Origin of the sequence: Lentzea miocenica (assembly GCF_033949945.1) — a bacterium.
GTDB lineage: Bacteria > Actinomycetota > Actinomycetes > Mycobacteriales > Pseudonocardiaceae > Lentzea > Lentzea miocenica.
In genome coordinates this window covers 53,556-68,023 of record NZ_JAXAVW010000022.1, presented here as the reverse complement: position 1 = coordinate 68,023, position 14,468 = coordinate 53,556, and the positions used below count along the sequence as shown (strand labels likewise).

The window sequence follows — 14,468 nt, the reverse complement described above, 5'->3', positions numbered from 1 at the left end:
TGGCTCGAAAATCCTTGAAGGAGGTGGTCTGGATGCTCAGGAGCTTCCGGCTGGAGAATCATCGTTCGTTCCGTGACGAACACGAGTTGTTGCTCATGCCCGCGTACGCCAGAGGTCGCGAGACCCTGCCCGTCGTGGCGATCTACGGCGCCAACGCCTCCGGCAAGTCGAACCTCCTCGACGGCCTGAAATTCATGGCGGAGGCAGTGAGGGACTCGTTCGCCGTATGGGGTCCAGACGCCGGGGTGGTCGGCCGTCGCCCGTTCAAGCTCGACGCCGGCAAGCGCGCTGATCCGTCTACGTACGTGGTCGAGTTGATCCAGGACGGCGTGCGGTATACGTACGGCGTCGAAGTGGACGACGTGCGCGTTCGGGAGGAGTGGCTGTACAGCTATCCGGAGAAGCGCAAGCGGGTGCTGTTCGAGCGCGTCGGCGACGGCATCAAGTTTGGTAGCACGCTCGACGAGTCGAAGTCTGCGCTGGAAGTTCTGGAAACGATGCTCCGGCCGAACGCGCTTCTCGTCAGCCTCGCCGCGCAGCTCAAGGTCTTCTGGGTGCTGCCGGTGTACCGCTGGTTCGTCAACTCTCTTCGTTTTCGTGTGAACGCCGACGGACGTGTTTTCGGGAACGAGATAGCAGAATTTCTGCTGGAGCGCCCGGAGTTCAAGAATGAACTGGTCGATCTTGTTCGTGCTGCAGACGTCGGGATTGATGATGTTGTAGTGGCAGAAGAAGGCTTTTTGGAGCAGGCGCTCACCTCTCTTGTGTTTCAAAATGCTGGCGCAGGGAAAACGAGATCCGCGTTGATCGATGCGAGTATGTATCGATACCTTGCCGAGCTCGCGTCTGAAGGTTCAGCTTCTTCTCTGAAGCGGCATGTGTTTCATGGTGGTGCTCTGCCTCGCAGGCCGACGGTCCATCTGATCCATGGCGGGTGTGCAGAGCCATTCCGGCTCGACGAGGAGTCGGCTGGCACACGGTCTTGGCTGAGCGTGCTCCCAACGGTTCTGTCGGTCTTGCGTGACGGAGGCTGCCTGGTCATCGACGAGATCGATGCGAGTCTGCACCCGCTGCTGACGATGCGACTCATCTCGCTCTTCAACGATGACCGCGCGAACGCGGCTGGCGGGCAGCTCATTTTCACCACGCACGACGCGACACTGCTGAACGCCCCGTTCGCGGAGGAGGTGCTGGCTCGCGACGAGGTTTGGTTCGTCGAGAAGGAACGGAGCAGTGGAGCCAGTTCGCTCTACCCGTTGACTGATTTCAAGCCGCGTAACGAAGACAACCTCGAACGTCGCTATCTGGCCGGTCGCTACGGGGCAGTGCCGGAACTGTTCGAAGACAGGTTCACGGAAGTCGTTCGGGGTGATCGTGGCGAAGCGTGACAAGAAACGGGAGAACACGCAATCGCGAGGCGGTCGAAGGTGTGAACTGAGGCCAGGTCACGTTCTCATTGTTACGGGAGGTAGATGCACCGAGCCTGCATACTTCAACGGGCTCGCGCGCGTCCATCGCGCCCGCGTCAAGGTGAGGCAGAAAACAGACTCTCCTGAAAAGCTCGTGAGATATGCGAAGAGCATCTTCACCGAGGACGAGTACGACAGCATGTGGTGCGTGGTCGATGTGGACGAGTTCGACATCGAGGCTGCTCGCGCCGAAGCGGACCGTCAGGGTGTCGGACTCGTGGTGTCCGACCCCTGCTTCGAGCTCTGGCTCGTCCTGCACTTCGCCGACCACCGAGGTCACATCGACAGCGGCAAAGCAGCATGCAAGCTGCTGGCCAAGCACCTTCCCGGCTACGACAAGAAGCTCGACTACGCGGCGTTCGACGACCGCGTCGAGGTAGCGATCAAGCGTGCGAAGGAGCTTCCGGCTGGCAATCCGTCGACAGACGTGTGGCGCCTCGTCGAAGTGCTCTTGCGGCACTGAATTCAAGGTCTGACGCCCGACCCGGTTACTCTGAGCACCGTGTCTTCTCCCACCACTCCGCGACGCGTGTCGCTGCTGACCCTGGGCTGCGCCCGCAACGAGGTCGACTCCGAAGAACTCGCCGGACGCCTCGGCGAGGGCGGTTGGGAGCTGGTGGACGAAGGCGCTGACGTCGTCGTCGTCAACACGTGCGGCTTCGTCGAGCAGGCGAAGAAGGACTCGGTCGACATGCTGCTCGCCGCGTCCGACACCGGCGCCAAGGTCGTCGCGGTCGGGTGCATGGCTGAGCGGTACGGCAAGGAGCTCGCGGACAGCCTCCCGGAGGCGGCCGCGGTCCTGGGCTTCGACCAGTACAACGACCTCGCCGAGCGCCTTCAGGACGTGCTGCACGGCAAGCCGGTCGAGTCGCACGTGCCGGTCGACCGCCGCACGCTGCTGCCGATCACGCCGGTCGAGCGCCAGGGCGCCAAGAACGACGTGCAGGTGCCCGGCCACGGCTGGGGGCCGACCAAGGTCCAGCGCCGCAGGCTCGACGACGCACCCGTGGCGCCGTTGAAGATCGCGTCCGGCTGTGACCGGCGGTGCAGCTTCTGCGCGATCCCGAGCTTCCGCGGCGCGTTCGTGTCGCGGCACCCGGACGAGATCGTGTCCGAGGCCATGTGGCTCGCCGAGAACGGCGTCAAGGAGCTGTTCCTCGTCAGCGAGAACTCGACGAGCTACGGCAAGGACCTGCCGCGCGACCAGGGCGCCCTGGAGCAGTTGCTGCCGCGGCTGGCGAGCATCCCCGGCGTCGACCGGGTGCGGGTCAGCTACCTGCAGCCGGCCGAGACCAAGCCCAGCCTCGTCGCCGCCATCGCGAAGACCGACAAGGTCGCGAACTACTTCGACATGTCGTTCCAGCACTCCAGCGAGAACGTGCTGCGCCGCATGCGCCGGTTCGGCGACACCGACAGCTTCCTCAAGCTCGTGTGGCAGATCCGCGAGCACGCGCCCGAGGCGGGCATCCGCAGCAACTTCATCGTGGGCTTCCCCGGTGAGACCGAGGCGGACCTGCGGGAGCTCGAGCGGTTCCTCACCGAGGCGCGGCTCGACGCGGTCGGCATCTTCGGCTACTCCGACGAGGACGGCACGGAGGCCGAGGAGCTCGACGGCAAGCTCGACGCGGACACCATCGCGGAGCGCGTGCAGCGGATCGGCAACCTCGTCGAGGAGCTGACCAGCCAGCGCGCGGAGGACCGGGTCGGCACCGAGGTCGTCGTGCTGATCGAGCACGAGGCTGACGAGGAGAGCGACTGCGTCGGCCGGGCCGAGCACCAGGCGCCCGAGGTCGACGGCGAGTGCATCGTGCTCGAAGCCGAGGGCCTCAAGCGCGGTGACCTGGTTCGTTGTCGCGTGGTCGACTCCGAGGGCGTCGACCTGGTCGTAGAGGTAATCGCGACATGACAGAGGCCAGGAAGGTCCCGCTGCTCAACGTCGCCAACATCCTCACGATGGCGAGGCTGGCACTTGTTCCGGTCTTCCTGTTCTCCCTCTTCGAGGCCGGCGGCTTCGACACCACGTGGCGGCTGATCGCGTTCGGGATCTTCGCCGTCGCGAGCTTCACCGACCACATCGACGGCACGCTGGCCCGCAAGCACGGGCTGATCACCGACTTCGGCAAGATCGCCGATCCGATCGCGGACAAGGCGCTGACCGGGTCCGCGCTGGTCGGCCTGAGCATTCTCGACGTGCTGCCGTGGTGGATCACGATCGTCATCGCCGTGCGCGAGGTCGGCGTGACGCTGCTGCGGTTCTGGGTGATCCGCTACGGCGTGATCCCCGCCAGCCGCGGCGGCAAGGCCAAGACGCTGGCCCAGGTCATCGCGATCGGGCTGTTCGTGCTCCCGCAGAACGACGTGCTGCAGCTCATCGCGTGGGTGATCATGGCCGTCGCGCTGGTTCTCACCATCGTCACGGGAATCGACTACGTCGTCCGAGCGTTCAAGTTGAAGGCAAGAGCAGGTCGGGCGGTGCTGTGACCAGCGTCGTCGAGCTGCTCAAAGCGAGGCACCACACCGTTGCCACGGCCGAGTCGCTGACCGCGGGTCTGCTGTGCGCGACGATCGTCGACACACCGGGGGCGAGTGCCGTGGTCCGCGGTGGGTTGATCGTCTACGCGACCGAGCTCAAGCACGAGCTCGCGGGCGTGGATCAGCAGTTGCTCGACGAGCACGGCGCCGTGCATCCCGACGTGGCGATCCAGCTGGCCGAAGGTGCCCGGAACCGGTGCGGGTCGGACTGGGGAATCGGACTGACCGGGGTCGCCGGCCCCGATCCGCAGGACGGAGTCGCTCCGGGGACGGTCCACATCGGCTTGAGCGGACCTGGAGTGTCCACAGTGCGGACAATCACGGTGAGTGGCGACAGAAAAGCGGTGCGTTTCACAGCCGTGGAAAAAGCGCTGGTCCTGCTGTCGGAATACCTGCTGATGACCGAGGACGGGAACAAACGATGACTCGGCGTTCGTTCGCCCTTGGCGGACGTGTTCGGAAGTCACTGCCCGTTGTCGGTGTCGATCGGTAACGTAGGGACACGGCCGGCCGGAAGGAGGCGCGCGATGACCGTGCTGCTACGCGAGGCGATCGGTGATCGACTTCGCCATGCCCGCACCAACCAACGCCGCACGCTGCGCGAGGTCTCTCGGACCGCCCGCGTGAGCCTGGGGTACCTGTCCGAGGTGGAACGCGGCCGCAAAGAGGCGTCCAGCGAACTCCTCTCGGCCATCTGTGACGCGTTAGAGCTGCCGCTGTCCGAACTGCTGCACCACGTCGCCTCCGACATCGGCGCCGTCCAGCAGACGCCGGACACGGTGCCGGACACCGTTCCAGACGGACGAGCGGAACGCGGGAAGCTGGAGGGTGGCCGTGTGCTGCCGTCCACGCTGTCGGACGACCTGTCCGACCTGCGCCTGCAGCCGATGCTCAGCCACCGCCTCACCAGCAAGATCGGCGAGGCTCCCAAGGCAGTGGTTGCTGCCTGAACCCACTACTCACTCGACCCCGTTCGCCTTGAAGCGAACGGGGTCGCTGGCATTCGGGCGAATCGATCTGAAGCTGTGGCCGCCACCACGTGACGGTCTGCAACAACTTCGCCCCTTCGTACGTTCACCATGCAACGACGCCAGCAACGCTGAACGGCAGGCAACGGCTTGGCCACAGCACGTTGGGTCACCGCGTCCCGGGACGCGGGTGCGGGCAGGATTGGCACGTCGTCAGGCGTGTGTACTCCTAAGTCCCGGGGTGGGTCAGGGTGTTCCCGGATATCTCCCCGTGTCGGTGGATACGCCGACGCACAATTGAGACGATGGATCCAACACCGGCACCGAGAAGGCAGGCGTAGGAGATGGCCAGTCCGTTCGTGAAGTTCTGGAAGTACCTGATGGCGTCGTTCTCGTCGAAGATCGACGAGCACGCTGACCCGAAGGTGCAGATCCAGCAGGCCATCGAGGAGGCGCAGCGTCAGCACCAGGCGCTCTCTCAGCAGGCCGCGGCCGTGATCGGCAACCAGCGGCAGCTGGAGATGAAGCTGAACCGGCAGCTGGGCGACGTGGAGAAGCTCCAGGCCTCCGCACGTCAGGCACTCGTGCTCGCCGACGAGGCGCGCTCCAAGGGGGACGAGCAGAAGGCGACGCAGTTCGAGAACGCCGCGCAGAGCTTCGCCACCCAGCTCGTCACCGCCGAGCAGGGCATCGAGGACCTCAAGACGCTGCACGACCAGTCGCTGCAGGCCGCCGCACAGGCCAAGCAGGCCGTCGAGCGCAACTCGATGATGCTGCAGCAGAAGCTGGCCGAGCGCACCAAGCTCCTCAGCCAGCTGGAGCAGGCCAAGATGCAGGAGCAGGTCTCCGCGTCGCTGACCCAGATGAGCGAGCTCGCCGCGCCGGGCAACGTGCCGTCGTTGGAAGAGGTTCGCGACAAGATCGAGAAGCGTTACGCGACCGCGATCGGGTCCGCCGAGCTCGCTCAGAACTCGGTGCAGGGCCGCATGCTCGAGGTGCAGGCCTCGACCACGCAGATGGCCGGTTCGTCGCGGCTCGAGCAGATCCGCGCGTCCATGCACGGCGGCCAGGCCAGCACGCCGCCGCAGGTGACCGCCGGCAACAGCGCCGCCGCGCAGATCCAGGCCGAGATCGCCCAGCGCGTCCAGCAGGAGCAGAAGACCACGCAACAGCAGGTCCCGCCGGCTCAGAACTGAGCGGGATCGGAGGAGTCAGCAGGTGATCATGGAGCCCTGGAGAAACCGTCCCAACAACGAGATCGTCCGCAAGGTCGTCAACGAGTTGGGTGCGTCGCTCCAGGGCCACCCGCTGGCCGAGCAGGCGCGGTACCGCCTGCAGAAGTGGAACGACCCGGTCGCCAAGCTCGAACGCAGGCGCAAGCGCACCAACGCCGTGCTCACGTTCTGGCTGGCCCTGATCACGATCTTCGGCACGCTCGCCGTCTTCGGCTTCACCGGCGTGCTCGGCACGTGGGCCGCGGTCGGCGGCACGATCGGCGCGGCCGTGCCCGGTCTGCTCGCCGTGCGCAGCGGGTTCAAGCTGCGCGAGCTGAGTGCCGCCCGGCAGCGGCTGGCGTTGTCGCCGCCGCCACCGCCCCGGCCGCCGCTGCCCGCGCACGCCTCGTCGGCGCGCGTGCCGATGGAGAAGCTGCACGGCGCCGAGGACGCGATGAACCAGCTGCTCGTGCAGCTCGACTCGCCCGCGCTCACGACGATGCCGACCGAGTCCGTCCAGCACGCCCGTCAGACCGCCCAGGAGGCCTCCACGGCCATCCGTGCGGTGTCCGCGCAGCTGCAGGCCGTGGAGCGCGCACGTGACACGGCACCGCCGCTGGAGCGCGCGTCGTTGGTCGAGGGCGTGCGGGTGCTCAGAATCCAACTGGCGGACGGCGTGGACCGCTACTGTGCGTTGGTGGCCGCCGCCGGACAGGCGCTGGCGGCCAGCACGCAGTTCCAGGATCCGCGCGAGGTCCTGGACGACGCCACCGATCACATGGCGGGTCTCGCGTCTGCGATGCGAGACGTGTCAGGCTATTCAGCGTACTGATCGTGACTCTCTGTAATCACATGCGCCTATTCGGCGAGTCTCTCTAGAGATCTTTAGGGCAATCGTGTGATTATCAGACCGTTATCTAGCCGTAGCCACTACATGGCGTGGCAGGATTCCGGGGCCGGTCTGCGGGAAGTCCGGCTGAATTGCCGGGAGGCAGTGCGTTGGCGTTGTGGACCGTGCACGGGGACGGTCGGATCACCGACAGTGAAACCGTCGCACCCCAGGAACGGGTGAGCTGGCCGCTCACCATCGGGTTCGGAGTGCAGCACCTGGTCGCCATGTTCGGCGCGACGGTGCTCGTTCCCACCGCCACCGGCCTTCCCGTGGCCACCACTCTGCTGTTCTCCGGCCTGGGCACGCTGCTGTTCCTGGTGATCACCAAGAACCGCGTCCCGAGCTACCTGGGCTCGTCCTTCGCCTTCGTGGCGCCGCTGGTGGCCGCACGAGAACAGGGCATGGCCGCCCAGCTGGGCGGGGTCGTCGCCGCGGGTCTGCTGGTGATCGTCGTCGGCATCGCGGTCAAGGCGCTCGGCGTGCGACTGCTGGAGTCGGTCATGCCGCCGGTCGTCACCGGTGCCGTCGTGATCATCATCGGCCTGAACCTCTCGCACCAGGCCACCTCGAACTTCGCCGAGCAGCCGTTGCTGGCCGCCATCACGACCGCGGTGATCCTGCTGGCCGGCGTGCTGGGCCGCGGATGGCTGTTCCGGTTCTCGATCCTGGTGGGCTTCCTCGGGGTGTGGATCGGCGGCCTGCTGTTCGGTGCCGTGCCCGAGTCCAAGTTCGACGCGCTGCGGGACGCCGCGTGGGTGGGCCTGCCGCAGCTGCACCAGCCAGAGCTCCGGCCGTCCGTGGTGCTGCTGATGCTGCCCGTGGTGATCGTGCTGGTGGCCGAGGTCGTCGGGCACGTGAAGGCGGTCGCGGCGCTGACCGGCCGCAACCTCGACGGCAGCGTGGGCGACGCGATCATCGCGAACGGGCTGTCGACCGCGTTGTCCGGTCTGGGCGGCGGCGCCGGGACGACGACGTACTCCGAGAACATCGGCGTGATGGCCGTGACGCGCATCTACACGACGGCGGCGTTCGCGTTCGCCGGTGTGTTCGCCGCCGCGCTCGCGTTCTCCCCGAAGGCCATCGCGCTGTTCGGCACCATCCCGCCGGGAGTGCTCGGCGGCTGCACGCTGGTGCTCTACGGCCTGATCGTGCTGATCGGCGTGCGCATCTGGATGGACCGCGGTGTCGACCTGGCGAACCCGGCGAACGCGATGGTCGGCGGCGCGGCGCTGGTGGCCGGCGTCGGCGACCTGACCATCGAGATCGGCGAGCTCCAGATGGGCGGCATGGTGTGGGGCTCGCTGCTCGTCGTGATCCTGCACCCGATCATGCGCTGGCTGCGCGCTGCGCGGCGTAACCAGCCTTAACCCGTTTGTGTGGTTTTCCTCCCTCCACTTCGGACCGATCCTGTTTCCGGTCTACGGAGGGAGTTCCACCATGGTCGCCGCGTACTACGTGGTGCTGTTCACGGCCTGTGCGATCATCGCGGGCAGCCTCGTCGCGTCCCGCATCCGACTGCTGCGCCACCGCCGATGACATCGCTGACCTGGCTCATGGTGCCGCTCGCCATGATCGGTGTCGTGCGCGTGTGCGTGGTTCTGGTGGCGGCCGACCTCTACGACCTGTCGTTGCACCGCTCGCGCCCGTTGCCTTACACCCCAACGGTTTGGGTGGTCATTCCGGCGTACAACGAGGAACTCTGCGTTGCTCGTGCTGTTCAGTCTGTTTTGGACAGTTGCTACGCGGATGTGTCGGTGATCGTGGTCGACGACGGTTCGACGGACGGCACCCTCGCGGCATTGCAGGGCTTCGGATCGCGCGTTCACGTTGTCTCGCAACCGAACAAGGGCAAGGCGGCGGCGATCAACACCGGCATGCGCCTGGTCGGTGACGGCCTGGTGATGGTGCTGGACGCCGACTCGACGCTGTCCCGTTCCGCTGTCTCGCGGATGGTCGCGCACTTCGCGGACCCGCTCGTGCTCGCCGCCGCGGCGAACGTGAAGATCGATTCGCCGCGTGGCGTGCTGGGTTGGGTGCAGCGCTTGGAGTACGCGGTGGTGCACCGGCTGAAGCAGGGCTACACGGTGTTCAACTGCGAGTACGTGATCGGCGGTGTGGGTTCGATGTTCCGTACGTCGATCGTGCGCGCGTGCGGCTACTTCGACACGGACACGATGACCGAGGACATCGACTTCTCGATGAAGATCCTGTCCGTGCGCGGAAACTTCAACTGGCGCATCATCTTCGCCGCCGACGCGATCGCGTACACCCAGGCCGTGCCGTCACCGCACGGCCTGCTGCGGCAACGGTTCCGGTGGAAGTTCGGCCGCCTGCAAGCGTTCTACAAGCACCGCTCGCTCTTCTTCGGCACCTCCTGTTCGCGCCTTCTGTCGTGGGTGCACCTGCCGTACACGGCGGCGGGGGAGGTGCTCGTGCTGTTCGAGCCCCTCTTCATCTACGTGGTCATCAGCGCAACGCTCCAGACCGGCTGGTTCACCGGCATCCTGTTGCTGTGCGCGGTCTACACGGGCGTTGCGTTCTTCACCATCATCGGCGACCTGACCGAACCGTGGCGGGCCAAGGCGCCGTTGCTCGCGTTGGCGCCGTTGGCCTACCCGCTGCTGATGGTGATCGTGTTCGTGGACTTCGTGGCCGTGCTGCGCTCGCTGCTGACCGTGCTGCGCGGCTATCGCCCGATCGGCCGTTGGGAACACGTCGAGCGAACGCTCACCTCAGTGCCTGGTTGATCCTGCTGACGAGCCCAGGGCCTTCGTAGATGAACCCGGTGTAGATCTGCACGAGGCTGGCACCGGCGTCGATCATGCGCTTGGCGTCGTCGGCGCTCGCGATGCCGCCGACGCCGATGACCGGCAGCTCGCTGTTCTTGGTGATGAACCGCACCACGTCGTTCGCACGCTGGGTGAGGGGCCTGCCGCTGAGGCCGCCGGTCTCGCCCTTGTGCACGCTCGTGAGGCCCTCACGGCTGAGCGTGGTGTTCGTGGCGATGAGGCCCTTGATGCCGTTGTCGAGGCACACCTGGATGACCTCTTCGATGGCGTCGTCGGTGAGGTCCGGCGCGATCTTGACGAGCATCGGCTTGTCCGTGGCCCGCGTCAGCGCCTGCACCAGTTCGGTGAGCGCGCCCTTGTCCTGGAGGCTGCGCAGACCGGGCGTGTTGGGCGAGCTGACGTTGATCGCGTAGTAGTCGCCGTGGTCCTTCAGCGCGTTGAGCGAGTTCAGGTAGTCCTGCACGGCGTCCTCGACCGGCGTGATCTTGGACTTGCCGAGGCTGATGCCCAGTGGAGTGTTGAGCCTGGTCCTGTCGAGCTTCCGCGCGAGCGCTTGCGCACCCGCGTTGTTGAAGCCCATCCGGTTGATGATCGCCTCGTCCTCGCGCAGCCGGAACAGCCGCGGCTTCGGGTTGCCCGGCTGCGCGTGCCAGGTGACGGTGCCGACCTCGACGAACCCGAACCCCAGCGCACCCCACGCCGGCAGCGCGCGCCCGTCCTTGTCCAGCCCAGCCGCGAGCCCCACCGGGTTGGGGAACCTGATGCCGAACACCGTGCGCGGGTTGTTCTGGTTGCGCGCGAACTTGGCCAACGGACTCAGCCGGGCCATGACGTTGAGCGTGGTCTCGTGGACCCGCTCCGCGTCGCCGCCGTGCATCCCGAACAACGCCCTGCGAACCACCTGCTTGTAAACCACGAGCCCACCCTATAACGCCTGCTCAGGACGGGCGCGTGACCCCAGCACCGGTGCGCGGGTCAGGACGGCTTGGGCACCTTGATCGTTGCCTGCTCGTCCAGCGGCATCCTCGGCTTGGTCCGGAACGTCACCGGCAGCGCCCGCAGCCCGCGGCTTCCCAGCGACACCCGCCACCCCAGCGGCGCGGACGTGTCCAGCGTGAGCCCGGCGCAGCGGTTCAGCAGGGTCCGGAACGCCACCTCGCCCTCCAGCCGGGCCAGCGGCGCGCCGAGGCAGAAGTGGATGCCGTGCCCGAACGCCAGGTGCTGCCGGTCGGCCCGCTCGATGTTGAGCTGGTCCGCCCGCGGGTACCGGGCGCTGTCGTGCTCGGCGGAGGCCAGGGACAGCAGCACGACGTCACCGGCCGGGATCTGCACGCCGCCGATGGTCAGCGGCTGCGCGGCGAACCGCAGCAGGTGCGAGGTCGGGCCGTCGAACCGCAGGAACTCCTCGATGGCGCCGGGCAGCAGTGACGACGAGCGTTGCAGCAGTTCGAGCTGTTCCGGGTCGCGCAGCAACGCCAGCACGCCGTTGCCGACCAGGTCGACGGCCGTCGTGTAGCCCGCCACGAGCAGCAGGAACGCCAGCGAGGCCAGTTCGCTGTCGGTCAGCGCGGCCTCGCCGGTGGCCCGGGCCAGGGCGCCGATCAGGTCGTCGTCGCCGGACGTCCGCTTGTGCGCGACCAGGTCGCGCAGGTAGCCGGAGGTCTCCTCACGGGCCGAGGAGGCGTCGCCGTCGGCCAGCCCGGTGACCACGTCCGACCAGTACCGGAAGTTCTCCTGGTCGACGGCCGGAACACCGAGCAGCTCCATGATCACGGTGATCGGCAGCGGTGCCGCGAAGTCGCGGATCAGGTCGCAGCGCCCGGAGTCGGCGAACGAGTCGGCCAGCGAGTCCGCCAGCTGCTCGATGCGGGGGCGCAGCGCGGCGATGCGGCGCGGGGTCAGTTCGCTCGACACCGCGCGTCGCAGCCGGGTGTGGTCGGGCCCGTCGCTGTTCATCATGTGGTCCGAGAGGTCGCCGAACCACCACGACGCGAAGTGCGGATGGCCGCGCAGGGGTTCGGCGAGCGCTGAGCCGTGCGAGGACAGCAGCGGGTTGTCCAACGCGGCGCGCACGTCGGGATAGCGGGTCACGAGCCACATCGGCACCCCGAGGGTCTCGACCCGGTGCACCGGGCCTGACTCGCGCAGGCTTTTCAGCACCGAGTACGGGTCGTCGGTGTAGCCCGGGCGCAGCGCATCCAGATTTACCGCCATGTCGAAGGACACGGCCAGGAGAGCGTCGCGGTTCAACCGGACTGGCATTTTGGGCAGAAGTACACAAATCTGGTCTCGAACTCGCCCGATCGGACTCTTGTGCCGCAACGCAAACAGGGTTTGCCGGTGCGCTCGAAAACGTAGTGCTGGACGCGCCGGTCACCGGTCGTGATCTGTTCCGGCCGCCACTGGTTGGCCTGCAACAGTTTGCGTGACAACGCAACTGCACGTGAGGCGTCCACAGATGACACAGGTGCCGTCGGCAGAACGCCTAACAGGAAACAGACTTCCGCACGGTAGAGATTGCCGACGCCGGCCATCACGCGCTGGTCCAACAATGCGATGCCGACTGGTCGTGAGGGATCCTCGGTCAACCGCCGAACGGCCTCAGTGGCGTCGAACTCCGGCGAAAGCAGATCCGGCCCAAGATGCGAAATCAGCTCATCTTCTCGGGCGGTCGGCAGGAACTCCATGTCGTGCAACGCGAATCCGATGGCCTGCCGGTCGTCCACCTCGAAGACCGCGCGAGCCTGGTGCGCGGGCCGCCGCCAGCGCTCGCCGGGCCGGTAGAGGTGCCACGAACCGTCCATCCGGAAGTGGCTGTGCAGGCTGTTGCCGTCGGAGAACCTGGTGAACATGCGCTTGCCGTACGTGCGCACGCCGAGGACGTCCAGCCCGGTCAGCTCCAGTGTGGACAGTCGAGGGTGCCGCAGCTCGGCGCGCAGCAGGGTCTTCCCGGCCAGCGCCTCGTGCATCCGATGGCCGGCCAGGAAGACGGTGTCGCCCTCAGGCATCCACCGCTTCCTGGATCTCGTCGTCGTCGAAGTCGTGGTGCACCGCGCGGCGGCGGCTGCGGGAGATGCGCTGGATGCGGGCCAACAGCAGGTTGAACGCCAGCGCCACCTCACGCGCGCCCGGCGTGCCCCACTCGTGGATCGGCATGCACGCGCCCTGAGCCTGCTGCACCGCGAGCCGGTCCGGCAGCGCCACCGGCATCACCAGCGGGCCGAAGATGTCGCGCAGCTCCTCGATGCGGAACTGGTGCTCGTGCGAGCGCGGACGCACCCGGTTCACCACGACGCCCAACGGCTGCAGGTCGGCGTTGTTGCTCTCACGCTCGTTCTGCACCGCCTCGAACGCCCGCTGCACACCCGCCACCGCGAACATCGTCGGTTCGGTGACCAGCAGCGCGCGATCGGCCGCCACCAGCGCCGACCGGGTCAGCTGGCCCAGCGAGGGCGGGCAGTCGAGCAGCACGAGCTGGTACGGGAACTCGTCGTACATGTCCCGCAACGTGCGCAACGCGTCTTTCAGACGGTGCAACCGCGACTCGTTCGGATCCGGGTGGTTGAGCAGCTCGGCGTCCTCGGACCCGGACAGCACGTCGATGCCGTCGCCCCACCTGCTCGGCCGGATCGCTTCCTCCAGGTTCTCCTCGGAGGGGACCTGGAGGACGTCGTAGATGCTTGCCTTGGACTCCTCGGGTTCCAGCGTCGACGTGGCGTTGCACTGCGGGTCTAGGTCGATCACCAGCGTGCGAACGCCACGACGGAGGGCGGCAGAGGCGAGGCCGAGGACCACCGTCGTCTTGCCGACGCCTCCCTTGAGGCTGAGCACGGACACCGTATGCACAGACCTACTCTAGGGTCTCCTACTCTTAGTGCCATGCGACCGGACGCCGTACACAGGGTGCTCGACGCCGAATTGGCCGCCGCGAGAGAGCGCAGGGGTGGAGAACCTCCGCGCGTGCTCGACGTTGGTGGCGGCAGCGGTGTCTGGGCCGTGCCTCTCGCCGCGGCGGGGTGCGCGGTCACGGTCGTGGAGCCGTCGCCGAACGCATTGGCCACGCTGCACACCCGTGCGCGTGAGGCCGGCGTGACGATCAACGCGGTCCAGGGCGACACCGACTCGTTGGGTGTTCCCGCTGGTGAGGCGGATCTGGTGCTGGCGCACGGGCTGCTGGAGGTCGTCGACGACGCTCCGGCCGCGCTGTCCTCGCTGGCCGCCGCGGTCGCGCCAGGCGGTGCCGTGTCGGTCCTGGTCGCGAACAGGTTCGCGGCGATCCTGCACCGCGCGATCGCCGGCCGTATCGTCGACGCACGAAGGTTGCTGGACGACGACGCCGGTCAGCTGGCGGGCACGCGTGACCCGCTGCAACGCCGGTTCGACGTCCCGGGTCTTGAGAAACTGGTTCTCGAGGCGGGGCTTTCTGTCGAGCTCCTGCAAGGTCATGGCATTGTTTCCGATCTCGTGCCCGGCGTCGTGCTGGATGCGAATCCGGGTGCCGCCGACGCGCTCGCCGAGCTGGAACTGGCCGCTGCCACGCGGTCTCCGCTCCGGGACGTCGCCGCCCGACTGCACGTGCTCGCCCGCCGCACTGTCTGACAGCG

General features: G+C 67.1%; 15 protein-coding genes. 11 read left to right on the top strand and 4 right to left on the bottom strand.

The annotated features are described in order from the left end of the window. The first annotated feature begins 23 nt into the window (after nucleotides 1-23). The 10 genes from SK803_RS26060 to SK803_RS26015 all read left to right on the top strand — a co-directional run bounded on the left by SK803_RS26060 (nucleotide 24) and on the right by SK803_RS26015 (nucleotide 9,822). A complete protein-coding gene (locus SK803_RS26060) occupies nucleotides 24-1,388 on the top strand; it encodes an AAA family ATPase (RefSeq protein ID WP_319968837.1) in 1,365 nt (454 codons plus the stop codon). Beyond that, complete coding sequence (locus SK803_RS26055) at nucleotides 1,369-1,932, top strand: RloB family protein (RefSeq protein ID WP_319968725.1); 564 nt, start codon at nucleotides 1,369-1,371, stop codon at nucleotides 1,930-1,932. The genes SK803_RS26060 and SK803_RS26055 overlap by 20 nt, the downstream gene beginning before the upstream one ends. A gap of 39 nt (nucleotides 1,933-1,971) precedes the next feature. After that, on the top strand, nucleotides 1,972-3,375 hold the full coding sequence (rimO, locus tag SK803_RS26050) for a 30S ribosomal protein S12 methylthiotransferase RimO (RefSeq protein ID WP_319968724.1): 1,404 nt from the start codon (nucleotides 1,972-1,974) through the stop codon (nucleotides 3,373-3,375). Next, the gene (pgsA, locus tag SK803_RS26045) at nucleotides 3,372-3,950 is read left to right on the top strand and encodes a CDP-diacylglycerol--glycerol-3-phosphate 3-phosphatidyltransferase (RefSeq protein ID WP_319968723.1); all 579 of its coding nucleotides are present in this window, start codon (nucleotides 3,372-3,374) and stop codon (nucleotides 3,948-3,950) included. Before rimO ends, pgsA begins: the two co-directional genes overlap by 4 nt. Next, nucleotides 3,947-4,426, top strand: a complete 480-nt coding sequence (locus SK803_RS26040; protein WP_319968722.1) for a CinA family protein — start codon at nucleotides 3,947-3,949, stop codon at nucleotides 4,424-4,426. The genes pgsA and SK803_RS26040 overlap by 4 nt, the downstream gene beginning before the upstream one ends. 102 nt (nucleotides 4,427-4,528) lie before the next feature. Then, on the top strand, nucleotides 4,529-4,951 hold the full coding sequence (locus SK803_RS26035; RefSeq protein WP_319968721.1) for a helix-turn-helix domain-containing protein: 423 nt from the start codon (nucleotides 4,529-4,531) through the stop codon (nucleotides 4,949-4,951). Between the two features lie 362 nt (nucleotides 4,952-5,313). Then, nucleotides 5,314-6,165: a PspA/IM30 family protein gene (locus SK803_RS26030; RefSeq protein ID WP_319968720.1), complete on the top strand. Its 852-nt coding sequence runs from the start codon at nucleotides 5,314-5,316 to the stop codon at nucleotides 6,163-6,165. Nucleotides 6,166-6,193: 28 nt separating this feature from the next. Further along, nucleotides 6,194-7,015: a phage shock envelope stress response protein PspM gene (gene pspM / locus SK803_RS26025; protein ID WP_319968719.1), complete on the top strand. Its 822-nt coding sequence runs from the start codon at nucleotides 6,194-6,196 to the stop codon at nucleotides 7,013-7,015. A gap of 167 nt (nucleotides 7,016-7,182) precedes the next feature. After that, nucleotides 7,183-8,442 (top strand): uracil-xanthine permease family protein, encoded by a 1,260-nt coding sequence (locus SK803_RS26020; RefSeq protein ID WP_406601583.1) that lies wholly within the window; start codon nucleotides 7,183-7,185, stop codon nucleotides 8,440-8,442. A 165-nt stretch (nucleotides 8,443-8,607) separates the two neighbouring features. Beyond that, the gene (locus SK803_RS26015; protein ID WP_319968717.1) at nucleotides 8,608-9,822 is read left to right on the top strand and encodes a glycosyltransferase; all 1,215 of its coding nucleotides are present in this window, start codon (nucleotides 8,608-8,610) and stop codon (nucleotides 9,820-9,822) included. On the opposite strand, the gene SK803_RS26010 is transcribed toward SK803_RS26015, so the two are convergent. Genes SK803_RS26010 through SK803_RS25995 form a run of 4 tightly spaced genes read right to left on the bottom strand, consistent with a single transcriptional unit; the run spans nucleotide 9,803 to nucleotide 13,710 of the window. Beyond that, nucleotides 9,803-10,780 (bottom strand): quinone-dependent dihydroorotate dehydrogenase, encoded by a 978-nt coding sequence (locus SK803_RS26010; RefSeq protein WP_319968716.1) that lies wholly within the window; start codon nucleotides 10,778-10,780, stop codon nucleotides 9,803-9,805. The genes SK803_RS26015 and SK803_RS26010 overlap by 20 nt on opposite strands. Nucleotides 10,781-10,839: 59 nt before the next feature. Further along, the gene (locus tag SK803_RS26005) at nucleotides 10,840-12,126 is read right to left on the bottom strand and encodes a cytochrome P450 family protein (RefSeq protein WP_319968715.1); all 1,287 of its coding nucleotides are present in this window, start codon (nucleotides 12,124-12,126) and stop codon (nucleotides 10,840-10,842) included. After that, nucleotides 12,111-12,872, bottom strand: coding sequence for an Fpg/Nei family DNA glycosylase (locus SK803_RS26000; RefSeq protein WP_319968713.1), 762 nt, complete (start codon nucleotides 12,870-12,872; stop codon nucleotides 12,111-12,113). The genes SK803_RS26005 and SK803_RS26000 overlap by 16 nt, the downstream gene beginning before the upstream one ends. After that, the gene (locus tag SK803_RS25995; protein ID WP_319968712.1) at nucleotides 12,865-13,710 is read right to left on the bottom strand and encodes a ParA family protein; all 846 of its coding nucleotides are present in this window, start codon (nucleotides 13,708-13,710) and stop codon (nucleotides 12,865-12,867) included. Before SK803_RS25995 ends, SK803_RS26000 begins: the two co-directional genes overlap by 8 nt. A 33-nt stretch (nucleotides 13,711-13,743) precedes the next feature. Between SK803_RS25995 and SK803_RS25990 the strand changes: the two genes are divergently transcribed. Next, entirely contained in the window at nucleotides 13,744-14,463 is a 720-nt protein-coding gene (locus SK803_RS25990) for a class I SAM-dependent methyltransferase (RefSeq protein WP_319968711.1), read from the top strand. Nucleotides 14,464-14,468 lie beyond the last annotated feature (5 nt).